At 44.7% G+C, this 17,545-nt stretch carries 15 protein-coding genes; 11 read left to right on the forward strand and 4 right to left on the reverse strand.

Features of this window, described 5'->3' with window-relative positions:
• Positions 1-42: 42 nt before the first annotated feature.
• Positions 43-1,044, reverse strand: a complete 1,002-nt coding sequence (locus ABXT60_RS11065) for a TAXI family TRAP transporter solute-binding subunit (RefSeq protein WP_443630204.1) — start codon at positions 1,042-1,044, stop codon at positions 43-45.
• A gap of 179 nt (positions 1,045-1,223) precedes the next feature.
• Here ABXT60_RS11065 and ABXT60_RS11070 point away from each other — a divergent pair, with 179 nt between their 5' ends.
• The 4 genes from ABXT60_RS11070 to ABXT60_RS11085 all read left to right on the forward strand — a co-directional run bounded on the left by ABXT60_RS11070 (position 1,224) and on the right by ABXT60_RS11085 (position 5,386).
• Positions 1,224-2,114: a MurR/RpiR family transcriptional regulator gene (locus ABXT60_RS11070; RefSeq protein WP_443630205.1), complete on the forward strand. Its 891-nt coding sequence runs from the start codon at positions 1,224-1,226 to the stop codon at positions 2,112-2,114.
• Positions 2,111-3,481: an amidase gene (locus tag ABXT60_RS11075; protein ID WP_443630206.1), complete on the forward strand. Its 1,371-nt coding sequence runs from the start codon at positions 2,111-2,113 to the stop codon at positions 3,479-3,481. The genes ABXT60_RS11070 and ABXT60_RS11075 overlap by 4 nt, the downstream gene beginning before the upstream one ends.
• A 9-nt stretch (positions 3,482-3,490) precedes the next feature.
• Positions 3,491-4,390, forward strand: coding sequence for a DMT family transporter (locus tag ABXT60_RS11080; protein WP_443630207.1), 900 nt, complete (start codon positions 3,491-3,493; stop codon positions 4,388-4,390).
• A gap of 429 nt (positions 4,391-4,819) precedes the next feature.
• Complete coding sequence (locus ABXT60_RS11085) at positions 4,820-5,386, forward strand: fasciclin domain-containing protein (protein WP_443630208.1); 567 nt, start codon at positions 4,820-4,822, stop codon at positions 5,384-5,386.
• Positions 5,387-5,649: 263 nt separating this feature from the next.
• Here the strand turns inward: ABXT60_RS11085 and ABXT60_RS11090 are convergent, their stop codons facing one another.
• Positions 5,650-6,825 (reverse strand): alcohol dehydrogenase family protein, encoded by a 1,176-nt coding sequence (locus ABXT60_RS11090; protein WP_443630209.1) that lies wholly within the window; start codon positions 6,823-6,825, stop codon positions 5,650-5,652.
• A 131-nt stretch (positions 6,826-6,956) separates the two neighbouring features.
• On the opposite strand from ABXT60_RS11090, the gene ABXT60_RS11095 reads away from it, so the two are divergent.
• Together ABXT60_RS11095 and ABXT60_RS11100 are read left to right on the forward strand one after the other, a co-directional pair.
• On the forward strand, positions 6,957-8,192 hold the full coding sequence (locus ABXT60_RS11095; protein WP_443630210.1) for an MFS transporter: 1,236 nt from the start codon (positions 6,957-6,959) through the stop codon (positions 8,190-8,192).
• Positions 8,193-8,313: 121 nt separating this feature from the next.
• Positions 8,314-8,973: a dimethylsulfonioproprionate lyase family protein gene (locus ABXT60_RS11100; RefSeq protein WP_443630211.1), complete on the forward strand. Its 660-nt coding sequence runs from the start codon at positions 8,314-8,316 to the stop codon at positions 8,971-8,973.
• Here the strand turns inward: ABXT60_RS11100 and ABXT60_RS11105 are convergent.
• Together ABXT60_RS11105 and ilvY are read right to left on the reverse strand one after the other, a co-directional pair.
• Positions 8,948-10,015: a threonine aldolase family protein gene (locus tag ABXT60_RS11105; RefSeq protein WP_443630212.1), complete on the reverse strand. Its 1,068-nt coding sequence runs from the start codon at positions 10,013-10,015 to the stop codon at positions 8,948-8,950. The two genes, ABXT60_RS11100 and ABXT60_RS11105, sit on opposite strands and share 26 nt — an antisense overlap.
• Positions 10,016-10,033: 18 nt before the next feature.
• On the reverse strand, positions 10,034-10,921 hold the full coding sequence (gene ilvY, locus ABXT60_RS11110; protein WP_443630213.1) for an HTH-type transcriptional activator IlvY: 888 nt from the start codon (positions 10,919-10,921) through the stop codon (positions 10,034-10,036).
• A gap of 148 nt (positions 10,922-11,069) precedes the next feature.
• Between ilvY and ilvC the strand changes: the two genes are divergently transcribed.
• The 5 genes from ilvC to ABXT60_RS11135 all read left to right on the forward strand — a co-directional run bounded on the left by ilvC (position 11,070) and on the right by ABXT60_RS11135 (position 17,513).
• Positions 11,070-12,545, forward strand: coding sequence for a ketol-acid reductoisomerase (gene ilvC / locus ABXT60_RS11115; RefSeq protein WP_443630214.1), 1,476 nt, complete (start codon positions 11,070-11,072; stop codon positions 12,543-12,545).
• A gap of 12 nt (positions 12,546-12,557) precedes the next feature.
• Positions 12,558-13,985, forward strand: a complete 1,428-nt coding sequence (modF, locus tag ABXT60_RS11120; RefSeq protein ID WP_443630215.1) for a molybdate ABC transporter ATP-binding protein ModF — start codon at positions 12,558-12,560, stop codon at positions 13,983-13,985.
• A 439-nt stretch (positions 13,986-14,424) separates the two neighbouring features.
• Positions 14,425-15,585, forward strand: coding sequence for an ABC transporter substrate-binding protein (locus ABXT60_RS11125; RefSeq protein ID WP_443630216.1), 1,161 nt, complete (start codon positions 14,425-14,427; stop codon positions 15,583-15,585).
• A gap of 63 nt (positions 15,586-15,648) precedes the next feature.
• A complete protein-coding gene (locus ABXT60_RS11130; RefSeq protein WP_443630217.1) occupies positions 15,649-16,710 on the forward strand; it encodes a FecCD family ABC transporter permease in 1,062 nt (353 codons plus the stop codon).
• On the forward strand, positions 16,710-17,513 hold the full coding sequence (locus tag ABXT60_RS11135; protein ID WP_443630218.1) for an ABC transporter ATP-binding protein: 804 nt from the start codon (positions 16,710-16,712) through the stop codon (positions 17,511-17,513). Before ABXT60_RS11130 ends, ABXT60_RS11135 begins: the two co-directional genes overlap by 1 nt.
• Positions 17,514-17,545: the final 32 nt, after the last annotated feature.

A 17,545-nucleotide genomic window follows, 5' to 3' on the forward strand; every position in this document is an offset into this window, starting at 1 on the left:
CTTAGGCTGAAGGCCTTAGCCCACAGCCTAGGAGTGGGTTAGTTACATCCAACCCTGTTCTTTGTAATAACGCACTGCACCTTCGTGCAAAGGTGCACTTAGGCCATCACTGATCATCTGCTCGTGGCTAAGGTTAGCAAATGCAGGATGCAGTTTACGGAAGTCTTCTATATTCTCGAACACCGCTCGCACTAACTCATACACTGTATCAGCAGACACTTTAGCAGAACTAACAAAAGTCGCTTTTACACCAAAGGTAGTGATGTCTTGGCTACTTGTTTTATAGGTACCCGCTGGAATAGTGGCAAATGCATAATAAGGATTATTATTAACTAATCCTTTTTCAACATCACTATTCAAGTTGATAATCCGCGCATCACAACCATCAGTTGCAATAGAAACACCTGCATTAGGTACACCAACGGTATAGCCGTATGCATCAATTTTGCCATCACATAGCGCTGACGACTGCTCTGAAGAAGTTAATTCTGTAGCAATTTTGAAATCGCTGCTAGTCACGCCATGAGCAGCCATCAATACTTCCATAGTGCCTCGTTGGCCTGAGCCTGGATTACCGATATTAACGCGTTTTCCAGCTAAATCTCCCCAGCTATTAATGCCTGAGTCCTTACCCACAATAATATGGAATGGCTCAGGGTGAACTGAAAACACTGCCCTTAAGTCCGTTTGCTTTTTACCTTCCCACTTACTGCTGCCATTTGATGCGTGGAACTGCCAATCTGATTGAGCAACACCAAAGTCTAATTCACCTTCACCAATTTGGCCAATATTATAGTTTGAACCACCGGTAGATGGGGCGGCACAGCGAATACCATGTTTGCGGCCACTCTTGCGCCCTTCTGCCGCTTCTTTATGGACCATGCGGCAAATTGAGTTGCCTACCACAAAATAAACGCCTGTGGGGCCGCCTGTGCCGATAGAAATAAAGGTATTAGCTGCTTGAGATAAGGGGGAGGTTAAACTGATTACGGAAAGGGCTGTGCCAAGTACGGCACCCATAGTGACTTTTTTTATTGTTTTCATTATATTTTCCTTGTGCAAATAATTCACTCGCACCCACAAGCTTATGCCAATAGGTGTTGCGAACCACTATTATGCAACTTTTTTTGCATTAATCAACAAAAAAGGAATTATATTTGCTTTTTTATTAGGCTAGATTGAGCGATAATCATGTCAGCGTTTTACTAGGAGGGTTTTAAGGCATGAATCAAATACCCGTACTGCCAGCAGCAGATCTTCCAGAACTTAGAAGAGTGATTGCTGCCATTGCCACTAAACGAAGTTCCATTAAGTTGGGGCAGCGTTCCTATGGTGTATTAATAGATCTAGCCAACAGCCCTGATACCGCCGCCCACAGTTCTATTAATCAACTAGCCAAAAAATTTGGAGTGAGTGCATCCACCCTAACCCGCCTCGCCACACGCCTTGGTTATAGTGGCTTTAACGCCCTACAAAACATTTTCCGCCAACATTTAGCAGAACCTCACTTCTACAGCGAACGAGCCCATCAATCTCAGGATCAGGAATCAGACCTACTGGTTCAGGTTGCGCAAGAAGAAATAGCTAATATTCAACAAATGATGTCACAGGTTTCTACAGATCAGTGGCAGCAGGCCTTAGAACTTTTGCAAAATGCACGCCACGTGCGCACTTTTGCACAACGTCAGTTTTATTCCACTGCAACGTTTTTCTCATATTGCTTAGGGCTGTTGCGTGATGGTGTTGGCGTATTAGGTGATTCAGGCCATGGTGTTCCCCATGGCCTGGCGCAATTGAACCATCAAGATTTACTCATTGTCTTTGGAAGTCACCCATATAGCCGCATTGCTGTTGATTGTTGCCGCCAAGCAACAGCCATGGAAATACCCACTATTGTATTTACAGATACTCATGGAGCACCCATGAGTAGCGACGCTAACTGCCTGTTTACCATACCCACCAATGGTAGTTTTTTTAGCAATAGTACAGCCGCATGGGTGGTACTCATCGAAGCTATTCTTACTGCCTACGCGCGCCGTTTAGGCCCTCATGCAATTAAAACTTTAGAACATCGAGAGCGGGTATTTGAGCAGATGCAGGTTGCTTATTCATGATCCTTAAACCAACTTTGAATATCAAGCAAATTCATCGCTTAGTGTCTGATAAGAAAATACCCCCCCTCACTTTAATTGGTGACGCATACAGCAAGCTGAACCAACATCAACCACAACTTCAAGCATTTAGATCTATTGGAGAAGTACCATCCGCCTCCCCTAAAGGGTTATTGGCAGGCGTCACTGTATCGGTTAAAGACCTGTACGCTGTAACTGGGTTTGATACCTATGCCGGCTCACCTTTAGCCTTGCTGGAATTTAACAGCTCTGGCACCTTGGTGAAACGCCTAACAAGTGCAGGCGCGCATGTGTGTGGTAAAACTCATACTGTTGAATTTGCGTTCGGTGGCCTGGGCACTAACCCGCATTGGCCAGTGCCAGTTAACCCATTCGATACTCAACAACATCGGGTTCCTGGCGGCTCTAGTTCTGGGGCACCTGTGTCCTTGTGGATGGGGGCTTGCCAATTGGCTTTAGGCTCAGACACTGCCGGCTCAGTGCGTGTTCCAGCGGCATTTTGTGGCACATTTGGCCTTAAAACAAGCGTTGGACGGTGGGAGAAAGATGGTATTGTACCCCTAGCCCCCAGTGTTGATACCGCGGGCCTTTTAGCCTTAAGTGCTGCTGATGCTCTGTGGGGTTTTGCCGTGCTAGACCCAGCCACCAGCAATAACCCAAAGGCGTTTATTGATCAAAGCACACTGACAAAAAAATCTATTCAAGGCGCTCGTATAGGGGTCATTACGGCACTATTTGAAGGTTGTGAGGGCGGCATAGATAAACAAGTATTAAACGCGTTAGCAAAACTAGAAGCTGCGGGAGCAGTTTTAGTAGAGTTAGATTGGCCTTATCTTGAAGAGACTTATCAACTGTTTTTAGAAGGTGGCTTTTCAGCACTAGAGTTCCCAGCATTTATCAAAACTGAAGCGAGAACGCCTTGGTTTGAACAATTGGCCCCAAGCACTAAAATGCGTTTTGCCCACCTTACAGATGCTGACATAGCCGACGCGCCAGCACGAGTTGCCGAAAAAAGTGCACTTATAAACACGTTCAACCAAGCTGCAGAAACACTTCTAAAGCGCGTTGATTTTGCTGTTTGCCCAACCTGCCCTATCAGCGCGCCAACTCTGGCCTATGTTGAAGCGAGTATGGAGCATTATAAAGAGCGTAATATCCAAGCTTTGCGCAATACCCAAGTGGCCAATTTACAACATCTTTGTGCCGCCACACTGCCCTGCGGATTGGACGATTATGATATGCCATTAGGCTTACAAATAATGATGGGGCACGGACAAGACCAACAGCTTATGCACTGGAGCTGCACAGTGGAATCTATTATTGGTGATGCCAAGCATCACTACAACTGAGTCATATCGATGATCAAAACCCCTGGTCTTCAAGCCTATACATTACTTGCTGTGCAAGGGGCTGTATGGGGTTCATCTTTTCAGGCTATTAAATATGCCTTAGAAGGGTTTGGGCCCATTAGCATTGCTGCTGGGCGCATATTTATTGCTGCATTCGTGCTGCTAGTGTATGCCTTAATGCAAGGGGACCGCCTACCTCGCTCTGCGTCTATTTGGATGAGTTTTTTGCTCATTGGTTTCTTCAACTGTGCCCTACCATTTTTTCTAATTCCTTGGGGTGAGCAATCATTGGATTCTGGTAGAGCAGCAATTTTTATGGCTACAGGCCCCTTAATAGCCATCCTTTTGGCCCACTTTACCAGTGCCAACGAACACATCACTGGGTATAAAGCGGCAGGCTTTATACTTGGGTTTATTGGCGTGTTGTATGTTATTGGGTTAGACACATTTAGCACAGGTATGGGCGACGTATTACCTCAGTTAGCAATTATTGTTGCCGCAGCATCCTACGTTATTTCAGGCGCCATGGTTAAACAAGTTAAAGGCGTGAGCAGTGCGATGCTGTCGGCAGGCGTTCTTTTGGGGGGCTGTCTTATCACCTTGCCTGCTAGCCTGTTTTTTGAAAACCCCCTAGCCCATTCTGAAAGCATGCCTAACTCAGCAATTATTGCGCTAGTGTATTTAGGGCTAATACCTACAGGCGCTGCTTTTTTTGTACGCTTTTACTTGATCCGCATGTACGGTTACACCTTTGTTGCCCAAGTGGGGTATCTAGTCCCCATATTTAGCGTCTTGTTCGGTGTAGTGTTGTTAGGTGAAACTTTAACCACAGCGATGGTGGGTGGATTGTTGCTTATCCTAGGCGGTATTGTATTGAGTCGCAGGGGCAATAAGGCTCAGAAAAAGTAGGTTTTAGCTGATAAAAAATAAGTTATTACTGGCTCAGCTAACTCTCGTATGGCGACTTGACGCCAAACCCTGAAGCCTCTGTCAACCATGTGAGTCATTGACACCTAGGTACTGGACAACTCTATACCAAACGCCGGCTTTTGCATTGCCTTTGGTTAGGCTCTCACTATTGTAATGCGAGTCACCGCAACCTTTAATAGATAGCCTGGGTTGGTGATCTTTTCACAAACCCGCATTATCTTTGCACTCCTTTGCAGTATCTCCACCCACCCTTACACTTGAATGCCTATACTTAAAATACCTCATTTAGGGGAAGCTCTATAGGGAAGAAGAGCATCAACGTAGATAACAAATGCGGCATAATGATTGACCTGTTATAGCGTTAATAGGCAACTATAGTTGTGCTGCAGTTAAACAAAGAGAAAACTAATGAATTTAAAAAAATCGATTGTTAATGTTGCGCTCATGTCCTTAATTACGTTAGCAGCAGTGCCTGCTTTTGCTGGCGCTCATGGGGTAATGGTTGGCAGTGCAGAAATGGTGGCATCTAAAACCATCGTTGAGAACGCATCTGCGTCAGACGAACTTGCTGTTTTGGTGGCTGCAGTAACAGCTGCTGGTTTGGTAGACACTTTACAGGGTGATGGCCCGTTTACCGTTTTAGCACCCACTAATGCAGCCTTTGCTAAGTTGCCTGCCGGCACAGTGGATACGTTGCTAAAACCTGAGAATATCGGGACGCTTAGAACCATACTCACTTGCCACGTAGTTGCAGCAAAAGCGATGGCTGCAGATGTCATTAAAATGGCCACTGATAATGGTGGTATGGCTAAAGTAGGTACTGTAGGTGGGTGCATGCTAACTGCAAAGTATAGTAACGAACAAGTTACTTTTACAGATGAGAATGGCAATGTAGCGACTGTAACGATTGCAGACGTACCACAGAAAAATGGTGTGATACATGTGATTGATACTGTGTTGCTACCAAAGAGTTAGGTAACAAATTAACGTCACTCCCCCCTAAAGGCTGCTCGTTCAATACTGGCAGTCTTTTTTTATCTAAGATTCAGCTTTTTAAACTATTTTTCAATGTTAACTTTGCCTAAGCGCCCACAGCTTACCGCGTTAAAGAGAAGATACTTTACAGCATCACATCGCACTGCCTCAGGCCAGCTGAAAGAATTATTCCTTTAGGTATATCAACTGGGTTTGTTTTTATGGGCTTAGCTTTTTATGGTGCAGTCGCTCTGCAAACTAATTTAAATTTCAGGAACGAGTACTAACTTTCCTGTAAAACCTTTATTCAAGAAATCTGTCTGGGCTTTGTGTATTTGTGTGAGTGGGTAGCTGCGAGCCACCACTGGGCGAATGTCTTCTGCTTCGATGTAGCTCACTAGGTTGCTAAATACAATAGGGTCTTGAAACGTACAGCCAAAGAAAGTCAGGTCTTTTAAATATAGCGTGCGAATATCCAGCTCTACCATAGGCCCAGCAATGGCGCCAGAAACTGCGTAGCGGCCACCTCTGCACAGTACGTCCAGCAGCTGCGGCCAGTCTGGCCCAGCCACCAAATCGATAACTAAATCTACGTTATCAGCGCCAATGGCAGTGATAAGATTATCACCCCGAGCTACCAGCTGATCGGCGCCTAACGCTCTAACATCATCGTGCTTGGTAATGCCTGCAACAGCAATCACATAAGCGCCACGGCGTTTTGCTAACTGCACTGCAGCAGAGCCCACGCCGCCAGACGCACCCATAATTAATACCCGCTCGCCAGACTTTAAATCAGCCCTATGAAGCATGTTTTCCGCTGTGGAATATGCACAAGGAATAGAGGCCAGTTCAACATCACTCCAAGGAGTATTTACCACATATGCCTCATCACTCAGGGCACAAGTATATTGCGCGAAACCACCATCATATTCAGACCCAAAAGTGACACAATCAAAGCGCTTTTTAGTATATGGATCTTGCTGCATAGTACGTACAATAACGCGTTCACCTATACGTTTACTGCTCACACCTGCACCTACAGAAACCACTTCACCACACACGTCTGCCCCTTGGATACGAGGCAATTGTAATGCACTTCCTGACCATGTGGCAGTCGCCGCATCCAGCTCATCATAACCTTGGTTGGCACCAGTGCTGGTGTCACCTGTGACTTGTTTAGAGTACCAGCCTATGCGGGTGTTAATGTCAGTATTATTCACGCCTGCCGCCAATACTTTAAGTAATACTTCACCCTTTTTAGGCTTGGGTGTGGGAATGTCTTCACAATACACCAATTGGTCTAGGCCTCCATGGCCAACCAAGTGTACACCCTTCATTGTTGCTGGCGTGGTGGAATCTAGCGCGTCGTTTTTAGGGTTCATACAAGTTTGAGGCAACAGTGAAAAGGGCAGTAACCCTAGCAGTTTGATATGTGACACACAAGTGACTTTATAGGGTAATCAAGATCAACACCATGCTAGCCTAGTATTGGCTTACTGTTTTATTTAGAATAGTCTAATGCATCATAAATTGCCGATACATCGAGCGCTTGTGCAGGAGGTAGCACACCATGGCCACTCACCATAATGAGCCTCTAGCCTATGGGCTAAAAAATAATTCTCATCAGCTTTTCCAATGGCTATTACAAGTGTTTTTTGTAGGGCTAATGCTAGGGACAACTCGTATAGTTATTACGCCGCTAGCGGAACAGGAATTTGGCTTGGCTAAAGACTCTCTATTACTACTGAGCACCTTTGTTATAGCCTTTGGAGTGGTTAAAGGGTGTATGAATTTTGTCGCGGGGTACTGGGCCGAAAAAATAGGCCGAAAACCTGTTCACCTTTTGGGCTGGCTTATTGCTTTACCTATTCCAGTATTATTTTATTTTGCCCAATCGTGGGCCTGGGTAGTCTTTGCAACTATTCTTTTGGGTATCAACCAAGGCCTCACCTGGTCTATGAGTCAAACTGCTAAATTAGACATTACCGCAGCCCATGAGCGCGGGTTGACTATCGGTTTAAATGAGTTTGCAGGATACACAGGTGTTGCTTTGGGCGGTTTAGCAAGTGCTTACATTAGCCAGTGGCTTGGGCTCAAAACTGGGTTGTTAGTCATTGGCCTGGTTATTATTAGCCTTGCTTTCATCCTCACATTGATTAACATTGTTGAGACTCGTCCATGGGCTTTGTATCAAACGCAAAAGCCCTCATTCACAGGCTCCCCAGACACTATTTCTACCTGGTCAGTGTTTAAACGCATGAGTTGGAGCAATTCACAGCTACTCGCTATCACCCAAGCAGGCTGTGTAGAAAAATTTGTTGACGCGTTAGTGTGGATTGTCTATCCCATTTACCTGTACCAAAAGACACAAGATTTGCCATTAACGGGCTGGATCATTTCAATATATGGTTTAGTTTGGGGTGCTAGCCAGTTACTCACTGGACACTGGTCTGATAAGTATGGACGCAAGAGGTTAAATGTCACTGGCATGGCGATAACGACTATGGGTGTGCTCATCATGCCCCTCAACGAAACAGTCTTATGGTGGAGCTGCAGCGCTGCCCTCACAGGTTTAGGAATGGCCTTACTATACCCAAACTTAGCCGCCGCCGTAGCGGACTATTCTCAACCCCAGTGGCGTGCTACCGCCATTGGGGTTTATCGATTTTGGCGTGACTTAGGGTATGCAATTGGTGCCTTAATATTAGGCCTTGCCGCGTTTTGGACACAAGACTTAAGCACAGCGTTTTGGGTGGTAGGTGGGTGTATGGCAATTTCTTCAGCTTGGTTAGCTGCCAAGAGTTAAGCTATAAAAGGTACATTACTAATTAATGTTTCTCAGCATTTTATTGGGCTAATAAAGCCACTTTTATATCAGGCTTTAAAAAGGTTATGATGGCTTAAAAGTGAATATACTGCAGACCAATATGCCCCAGCAAAAACATATCCAGCAAAAGCTCGCTAACCTGCGCCAACATTTAGTATTACTGCTGCAGCAAACTAACGCTTTAAATTCGCGTGGCTCAACGACCTTGCAGTCAGTGATTAAACGGCTTAGCACACCTGGAGACGTTAAGCTTCAAGACTACCAGGCTAATCCTTTGGCTGATTTGTTACCACAAATAAAAAAAGCTAATGCAACCTTGCCGTTGATGTGCCAAAACATGGTCAATAAGGTCATAGACCTTGCTGATGACCTGCCCTGGTATCAAAGGCCTGTAGTTAATAACCAAAGCTTTATGGCGAGTCATGTGAATGCCCAAATTATTGGCCCCGAGGGGTTGGAAGTGCGGCAAGATTTAATTGTCGGCGTTACTTTAATGCGCCCCAATATAGACTATCCAGACCACCATCACGAGCCAGAAGAGCTATACCTTGTGCTCAGTGATGGTAGGTGGCGCCAAGGCAATGGTGATTGGCATACACCGGGCTTGGGTAGCCTAGTGTATAATTCTAGTGATTTGATGCATGGCATGAAATCTGTCAACACACCTTTATTTGCCATTTGGTGCTTGCCCTTAAACAAGCCTTTTACACCTTTTAGCACCCCTATAAGTGGCCCTATTGGTCCAAGTCCCACTGCTTAGCGGCCTTTATGAAGCCATCTACATCAGCTTCCTTAGTCGTGAAATTAGTGACCAAGCGAACAACATTCTCACCCCATCGATTACTGTAAAAATAAAAGCCTTGGTTAAGTAAACTATCAATCATGGCTTTTGGCATCTTACAAAAGAACATGTTTGAAACCGTTTCCCCTTGCATGTCGATCCCATTAATCGAGCGTAACCCTTGGTCTAACCGCAGAGCCATAGCATTAGCTTGGCGGGCATTATTAAGCCACAGGTCTTGCTTTAAATACGCTACTAACTGTGCAGACATTAAGCTCATTTTAGACATTAAATGGCCAGACCTCTTGCGTCTCCATGCCATTTCTTTTGCCAAGGTTGGGTCAAATAACACGATGGCTTCTACCGCTAAAGTGCCGTTCTTGGTTGCCCCAAATGACAATACATCAACACCAGCTTGCCATGTCATAGCTGCAGGAGAGCAGCCCAAAGACACTAATGCATTAGTAAATCGAGCACCATCCATATGGAACTTTAGCTTATTTTGTTTGCATATTCGGCCAATTTCAGACAACTCTTGTAAACTATACACGCTGCCCGTCTCAGTGATTTGACTCACACTGACTACAGCAGTTTGCACTGTGTGCACGTCACCCGTATTTGGCACAGCCTTAGCGGCTAATTCTTTGGGGCAAAGCTTACTGTGCTCACCATCCACAAAAGCCAGTTTGGCGCCATGCGTAAAGAATTCTGGGGCACCGCACTCATCAATATTAATATGGCTTTGCGGGTGGCAAAGTACAGACCCCCACGGTGGTGTCAGCACACTTAAAGCCAAGGCATTAGCCGCGGTGCCTGTGGCTACTAAAAACACACTTACTGGACACTCAAAAATTTCTGCTAGGAGCTGTTCTACCTGCTGACTATGTTCGTCGTTACCATAGGGCTGCTGGATAGCCATGCCCGCATCCATAATAGCCTGCAATACACTATGTGCTGCACCTGCAGTATTATCACTAGAAAATACTTTATTAATCATTCCCCGATCTTCATGGGCAGACATTGTTCATCTCCATCAATTTTATCCTTGTGACACTAACTGCCATAAGGCACTCACTAAGGGTTTTTTAAGGTTCTTTTTAAGGGCAAATAAACCCACATCATAAGCCTCAAGTTGTGGTTTTACATCTAATATTTGAATGCGGTCAATAGTCGGGCTGTTATCCAACACAATCTTTGGTACTACACCGATGCCTAAACCAAGGCTAACCATAATGACGATAGCCTCATTACCAGCCACCTGTGCATACACTTTTGGCGTTACGTCCATCGCCCTAAACCACGCATCTGTTCGCTGACGAGATAAGCCATCTTCTGCCAAGATCATAGGTACTTTAGCCCATTCTTTAGGGCTAGTTGGGGTAATTAATGGCTGTTCTAGGCTGGTTTGGTCTTTGGCTGCTATAAAGACCAATGGGGATATAGTAATCGGTTTAAAGGCAAGTTCCCTCGGCAAATTTTTTGGCCTCGCAGCAATGGCAAGGTCTTCTTCCCCAGAAATTACATGCGCAATACCTTGGTCTGGATCACCCGTGTGAAGTTTAATTTCTATATTTGGATGATCCTGACGGAAGCGCTGAAACAAGTCAAATAATAAACTATAAACAGCTGTGACAGAGCAATATAAACTCACCTCACCTTGCAATTGATCATGGGCATTTTGCACTTGATTGCGGATAGCAATCCATTCACCTAATGCAGAACGAGCGTAGCTCACAAAAGCTTGACCTTCAGATGTAAGTTGCACGCTGCGGTTGTCGCGATTGAACAATGGTGCACCTAGTTCTTCTTCTAATTGCCTTATGTTGCGAGACAGTGCAGACAAACTAATGTGGCACGCAGCACTCGCTTTGCCAAAATGTAAGCTCTCGGCTAAGGTTAAAAAATGTTTGAGATGTTTTATGTCCACAACACAAATTTTAGCACAATTTTAGATTAGTGTTGCATTATATGGCTCACTATGTGGCATATATATCAATTTACGAAAACATTAACAGAGCGTATCATTACCATACGTGAACAGCTATATGCTATTTCTTAAACCACAGGGCCTTCCTATGTCTAATAACTATTTTAATACCTTGCCTTTGCGAGAGCAGCTTGAACAACTAGCCAAGTGCCGTTTTATGCACATGGATGAATTTACCGAAGGTGTAGATGCCCTTAAAGGTAAGAAGATGGTCATTATTGGATGTGGCGCTCAAGGCCTCAACCAAGGCTTAAATCTACGTGACAGCGGCCTAGACGTTTCCTATACCTTACGCCAGTCTGCAATTGACGAAAAACGTCAATCGTTCAAAAATGCATCTGAGAATGGTTTTACCGTAGGCACCTACGAAGAACTCATCCCTACTGCGGACATCGTGCTTAACCTAACTCCAGACAAGCAGCACTCGCCAGTAGTAGAAGCTGTTATGCCATTAATGAAGCAAGGGGCATGCTTGTCCTACTCTCATGGTTTTAACATTGTTGAAGAAGGCATGAAGATTCGTGATGACCTAACGGTAATCATGGTTGCTCCTAAATGCCCAGGTTCTGAAGTACGAGCAGAATATGTACGTGGATTTGGCGTACCTACGCTTATCGCAGTGCACGAAGATAACGACCCACAAGGCCACGGCCTAGCACTAGCTAAAGCTTACGCCGTAGGAACCGGCGGCCACAAGGCTGGTGTGTTGATGTCATCTTTTATTGCTGAAGTAAAGTCTGACCTTATGGGTGAGCAAACAATCCTTTGTGGCATGCTACAAACGGGTTCTTTGTTGTGCTTTGACAAGATGATCGATAAGGGTGTTGATGCAGGTTATGCCTCTAAGCTAATCCAGTACGGTTGGGAAACTGTTACTGAAGCACTGAAGTATGGGGGTGTAACTAACATGTTAGATCGCCTTTCTAACCCCGCTAAAATTAAGGCTTTTGACCTTTCTGAAGAATTGAAAGTGATCATGCGTCCTTTGTACAATAAGCATCAAGATGACATTATTAATGGCACCTTCTCTCGCACCATGATGGCAGACTGGGCTAACGATGACGTTAACCTTTTAGGCTGGCGTGCCGAAACAGGCGAAACTGCTTTTGAAAAGACCACCGCGGGTGACATGGAGATCTCTGAGCAAGAGTACTTTGACCACGGCATTTTAATGGTAGCGATGGTTAAAGCTGGTGTAGAGCTCGCTTTTGAAACTATGACTGCAGCAGGCATTATTGCAGATTCTGCTTACTATGAATCGTTGCATGAAACACCATTGATTGCTAACACTATTGCTCGTAAAAAGTTATACGAAATGAACGCGACTATCTCTGATACCGCAGAATATGGCTGTTACTTGTACAACCATGCCTGCTTACCTTTGTTGGGTGACTTTATGAAAGACATCGATACAGACGTCATCGGGCGTGGCCTTTCTTCAGACGACAACGGCGTAGATAACGCCCGCTTAATCGAAGTAAATGAGGCCTTACGTAGCCACCCAGTGGAAGCTATTGGCGCTACGTTGCGTGGCCATATGGCAGACATGAAGAAGATTGTTTAAGGTAAGTTGTTAATGATGCAGCTGCACGATTTGTCCGTAGAGTTTGATGAGGGTTTTCAGCTTAAACACATTAATTGGCAAGTCGAGCAGCATCAACACTGGTTAATTACTGGCGCAAATGGTGCTGGTAAATCTGCCCTCGCCGCAGTGCTGGCTGGCTATGGAGAAATTCTAGCTGGCAGCACTAGTGGCATTCCTTCTAATATTGGCTGGGTATCTTTTGAGGCCCAAGCCGAACTCATTCAAGCCGAACTCAAAAAAGATGATGCTGACATTTTAGACGTCATAAGCCTCGGCACTCCTGTGCGTGAAATCATCTTTACCAATGAAGTGGACCCAGTAATAGCCCAAGATTTAATTCACAAGTTTGAGTTAAATTACCTTCTTGAACGCGCTTTTCGAAAGTTATCAACAGGTGAATCCCGCAAAGTTATGCTGATACGAGCCTTGTCTTGTCACGCAGATCTACTCATTTTAGATGAGCCCTTTGATGGCCTAGATAGCGCAGCTCACACCATGCTTCAAGGCCACCTTATCGACGTGGTAAAGCACACTCCTGTGGTTATGGTGCTCAATCGTTTTGATGAAATACCAGGTTTTATTAGTCACATCGCTTATGTTGAGCACGGTGAACTTCGCCATCAGGTGAAACGCCAAGACACCAAGGCTTACGATGAGCTCTATCAGTTGTTGCACCTTAAAACTACAGACTTACAGGTTCCTACTGCAGATACTGAGAATTCAATACCCGCCCTAGACCCAAAAAAACCCCTGGTAAAACTCAATAATATTTCTATTAAGCACACCGACATGGTGTTGATTAAGGACCTTGATTGGTGCATACAGCCCAATGAAAATTGGCAACTTAGTGGCCCTAATGGCAGTGGTAAAACAGCGCTTTTGTCGCTTATTACTGGTGATCATCCCCAGTGTTACACCAACGATATTTATGTGTTTGGTTACCAAAGAGGAAATGGCGAAAGCATTTGGCAGATTAAACAATACATCGGTTACGTCTCCACGGCTTTGCAATGGGAATACCGCGTAGGCACCAGCTTACGAAATGTTATCATTTCTGGCTTTTATGATTCAATTGGCTTGTATAGCCGAAGCAGTGACCGACAAAAGGAAATTGCAGATGAATGGTTAGCTTTATTGGGCATGGGCAACCGAGGCGACCAGCCATTTAATAAGCTATCTTATGGTGACCAGCGCTTACTACTCATCGCTAGAGCTATGGTTAAGCACCCTCCACTTCTAATTCTAGACGAACCTTGCTTGGGCCTAGACGATATCAATCGTCAGCTAGTGTTAGCCTTGATTGAGAAAATTTGTGCAGCAAGGGAAACTTCTGTTATTTACGTTAATCATCATGCACAAGACCGCATTGTGGGTATAAATAACTATTTAGCGTTAGAAAAATCATCTGACAATAGCTAACTTTTGCCTGTGGCCATTATTAAACAAACTCATTCATTTGATAAGGAAGTTGCGTTAAGCAAATGCTATTCACCTACCTTAGATAATGTGGTTTCGCTCACTTCCATGCCCCACACGCGGATGCACTTATCTAATATGATATGCACCTGAACACTGTCCAGCATTAGCATATCGCCTGTAATTTTTTGCTATTCATTGGTGTGCTTCATGCGACTTTATGTCGGCTAATTGGCTACTACTAACCCAAAATACCACTCGTTTGAAGTTAGGTAGTAAACGCTGCCATGTTATGTTTGACGAATTAAAAAATATTGAGAGAACGAAGTGTACCGACCTCGACAGGCCAAATTATTTTGTAAATGAGAATCGTTCGTGTTATTATTCTCATCGTTATGTAGTATCTGCATGACTTTAAGTTTACACATTAACGGAGATTACAATGCAAATTAGTACACAGTTGAGGAAATTTTTCTCTACTTTAACAGTGCTGACTCTAATGGTTGCTATAGCCCCTGCAGCTCAGGCTGAAACTATTGAAGTGACCGATATGGCTGGTCGCACAGTTATGGTCAAAAAAGACCCACAAAAGGTAGTTATCGGTGAAGGCCGAATGATTTACTCAATTGCACTGCTTGACAAAGATGATCCATTTAAGCGTATTGCTGGATGGAAAGACGATATGGTCAAGTTTGACCCAGATGCTTATCGTAAATATTTAGATGTATTCCCTCATGCCAAAAAAATTCCTAGTTTTGGCAGCCCATACTCTGACGAGTGGAACATTGAAGCGGTCATCGCTTTGGGTACAGAAGTAGTCTTGATGAATCTTGGAAACTTATTGAAAGCTCAAGAGAGTGGCATTATAGAAAAGCTTGAGAAAGCTGGTGTTGCCACTATATTTGTTGACTTCCGCCAGGACCCAACGCAAAACACTCTTCCAAGTATACAGTTATTAGGGCGTATTTTTGACAAGCGTGATGAAGCTGATTCGTTTTCTGATTTTTATGTTGCACAAATGAAATCTATTTATTCGCGTGTAGACCGCATTCCTTTGGATGAAAGGCCAGTAGTGTTTATCGAGCGTGCAGCTGGATATAACCCAGATAAGTGCTGCAGCACCTTTGGCGCGACCAATTTAGGCCGTTTAGTTGATTTAGCTGGTGGTCGCAACTGGGGTTCTTCTAAAACACCTGGGTTTTCTGCAAAAGTTAGCTTGGAAGCCATATTTGCTGATGATCCAGAAATCATCATAGGTACAGGCGCTAACTGGGCTGAAGCCAATCCAGCCACTGTGGCAGTGCTGTTTGGGTATGAAGCCGATGAGAAGATGGTACAGGAACGCTTAGGAGCTTTGGCAAACAGGTCTGGTTGGCCTGAATTGTCAGCAGTGAAAAATGGTCGCTTCCACTCCATCTATCACCAATTCTACAACAGCCCTTACCACTTTGTTGCTATGCAGGCTTTTGCTAAGTGGCTACACCCAGAATTATTTGACGATATTGATCCAACGTCAACGATGGAAGAACTTCATGACAGATTTCTTCCTATTGACTACTCTGGCGTATTCTGGGGTAGCTTGGCAGCAAGTTCTAATCAATAACTAATTATTAAGTAAAAAGGTCCCTTGAGTTAAGGGACCAACTTTAGGAGGTTAGAAGGGGTTATGAACACCAATACACAAAAAGTTGAAATGCAACATGCTTATGCTGCTCAGATCGGGCGGAAATACTGGATTATGGCGATCATTATTAGCCTTTTAATAATAAGTTTTTTTATCGACGTATCTACTGGTCCCGGCAACTATCCACTTTCCACTGTGTTGGGGGTGTTTTCTGAACCTGAATCCCATGGTATTAGGCTACAAGTTATCATGTGGGATTATCGTCTTCCTATTGCTGTCACTGCTGTATTAGTGGGTGCTCTTTTAGGATTAGCAGGGGCCCAGATGCAAACCATCCTCAATAACCCGTTGGCAGAGCCATTTACTCTTGGCGTCTCTGCTGCTGCCAGTTTTGGTGCATCCTTGGCCATTGTACTTGGGTTTAGCGTTGTCCCTGGTGTGGGGGGATTGCTTGTTACTGCAAATGCGTTTGTATTTTCACTTATGACTTGTGGGTTTATTTTGTTTGCAACTCGCCTAAAAGGTGTGGGCTCTGAAACCATGATTCTTTTTGGTATAGCTATATTTTTCACTTTTTCAGCCCTACTTGCCCTAATGCAGTACATGGCATCTGAAGATCAGATTGCCCGTATTGTGTTTTGGATGATGGGCTCTTTGAGTCGCGCAAGCTGGGATAAAATCGCTTTGGGCGGAATTCTTCTGGCCATAGCTATTCCGTTTAGTTTGCTGAGAACCTGGCCCATGACCGCCCTAAGAATGGGGGAAGTGACTGCAAACAGTATGGGTGTTGACGTGCCTCGACTAAGAGTCGAGATGCTAATTTGCATTTCGTTGTTAGCTGCAACAGCTGTATCATTTGTGGGCACGGTCGGGTTTGTTGGGCTAGTCGGGCCACATATTGCCCGCTTACTAGTAGGTGAAGATCAACGTTTCTTCGTGCCTCTGGCTGCCATTATTGGCGCGCTTGTGCTGTCCCTCACCTCACTGATATCTAAATCAATTACACCGGGGATTATTTATCCCATTGGCATAATAACCTCTCTAATTGGTGTGCCCGTGTTTGTCTCCATTATTTTAAGTACGCGTCGGGAGAAATTATCATAATGTTATCTATAAACCATATCTATGCCGGATATCCTGGTAAGAAAGTGCTTAAGGATATATCAATTTCAAACTTGGAGGGTGGTGAGCTAGTGGGGTTGATCGGCCCGAACGCATCGGGTAAATCAACGCTTTTCAAGTCTATTGCAGGTCTAATCAAACCCTTGTCAGGAAGCATTGACCTAGGCAGTGTCGAATTAACTCAGTTGCATAGGCGGAATCAGGCGCGGCTAGTAGCCTATATGCCTCAGGCTGTCGGTTGTAATGCCATACTTACTGTGTTTGAAAGTGTACTTTTAGCATTAAAACAAACCACAGGTTGGCGAGTAGGTAAAGCAGACTTGCACCAAGTGTCTCAAGTACTAGATACGCTGGAGCTAGCGCATTTAGCAAACCGAGGGATCGCAGACCTCAGTGGTGGGCAAGCGCAAATGGTGGCGGTAGCACAAACCCTAGTTCGTGCGCCTGCCGTTATTTTGTTAGACGAGCCAACTAGCGCCCTAGATTTGCATCATCAGTTATCAATAATGAATGCGATTCACATAGAGACGAAGCGGCGTAAACCGATTGTCATGGCAGCACTTCATGATCTTAATTTGGCAGCTAAGTTCTGCGATCGTTTAATCTTATTAAATGATGGGCGCATTATCGCTGATGGAACGCCAGAGCTAATCCTAAAAATGCCAGAACTTGGAGAAACCTACGGGGTTTCTGCTGGAGTTGAGCGAACCACCCGTGGCGCCTTGTATGTAGATGCACATTTGACATCTAGCGTGGCATTAAGTTGTAACTATGTTAGCGCATAATAATACAGGTAGGTTTAGCTAAATCAGACAAG

This window comes from Candidatus Njordibacter sp. Uisw_056, assembly GCF_047730085.1.
Classification (GTDB): domain Bacteria; phylum Pseudomonadota; class Gammaproteobacteria; order Pseudomonadales; family Balneatricaceae; genus Njordibacter.

Excerpts from the sequence above, each read along its gene's own strand:
- ABXT60_RS11065 (WP_443630204.1), bottom strand. The coding sequence starts at position 1,044 with ATGAAAACAATAAAAAAAGTCACTATGGGTGCCGTACTTGGCACAGCC.
- ABXT60_RS11070 (WP_443630205.1), top strand. The coding sequence starts at position 1,224 with ATGAATCAAATACCCGTACTGCCAGCAGCAGATCTTCCAGAACTTAGA.
- ABXT60_RS11075 (WP_443630206.1), top strand. The coding sequence starts at position 2,111 with ATGATCCTTAAACCAACTTTGAATATCAAGCAAATTCATCGCTTAGTG.
- ABXT60_RS11080 (WP_443630207.1), top strand. The coding sequence starts at position 3,491 with ATGATCAAAACCCCTGGTCTTCAAGCCTATACATTACTTGCTGTGCAA.
- ABXT60_RS11085 (WP_443630208.1), top strand. The coding sequence starts at position 4,820 with ATGAATTTAAAAAAATCGATTGTTAATGTTGCGCTCATGTCCTTAATT.
- ABXT60_RS11095 (WP_443630210.1), top strand. The coding sequence starts at position 6,957 with ATGGCCACTCACCATAATGAGCCTCTAGCCTATGGGCTAAAAAATAAT.
- ABXT60_RS11100 (WP_443630211.1), top strand. The coding sequence starts at position 8,314 with ATGCCCCAGCAAAAACATATCCAGCAAAAGCTCGCTAACCTGCGCCAA.
- ABXT60_RS11105 (WP_443630212.1), bottom strand. The coding sequence starts at position 10,015 with ATGTCTGCCCATGAAGATCGGGGAATGATTAATAAAGTATTTTCTAGT.
- ilvC (WP_443630214.1), top strand. The coding sequence starts at position 11,070 with ATGTCTAATAACTATTTTAATACCTTGCCTTTGCGAGAGCAGCTTGAA.
- modF (WP_443630215.1), top strand. The coding sequence starts at position 12,558 with ATGATGCAGCTGCACGATTTGTCCGTAGAGTTTGATGAGGGTTTTCAG.
- ABXT60_RS11125 (WP_443630216.1), top strand. The coding sequence starts at position 14,425 with ATGCAAATTAGTACACAGTTGAGGAAATTTTTCTCTACTTTAACAGTG.
- ABXT60_RS11130 (WP_443630217.1), top strand. The coding sequence starts at position 15,649 with ATGAACACCAATACACAAAAAGTTGAAATGCAACATGCTTATGCTGCT.
- ABXT60_RS11135 (WP_443630218.1), top strand. The coding sequence starts at position 16,710 with ATGTTATCTATAAACCATATCTATGCCGGATATCCTGGTAAGAAAGTG.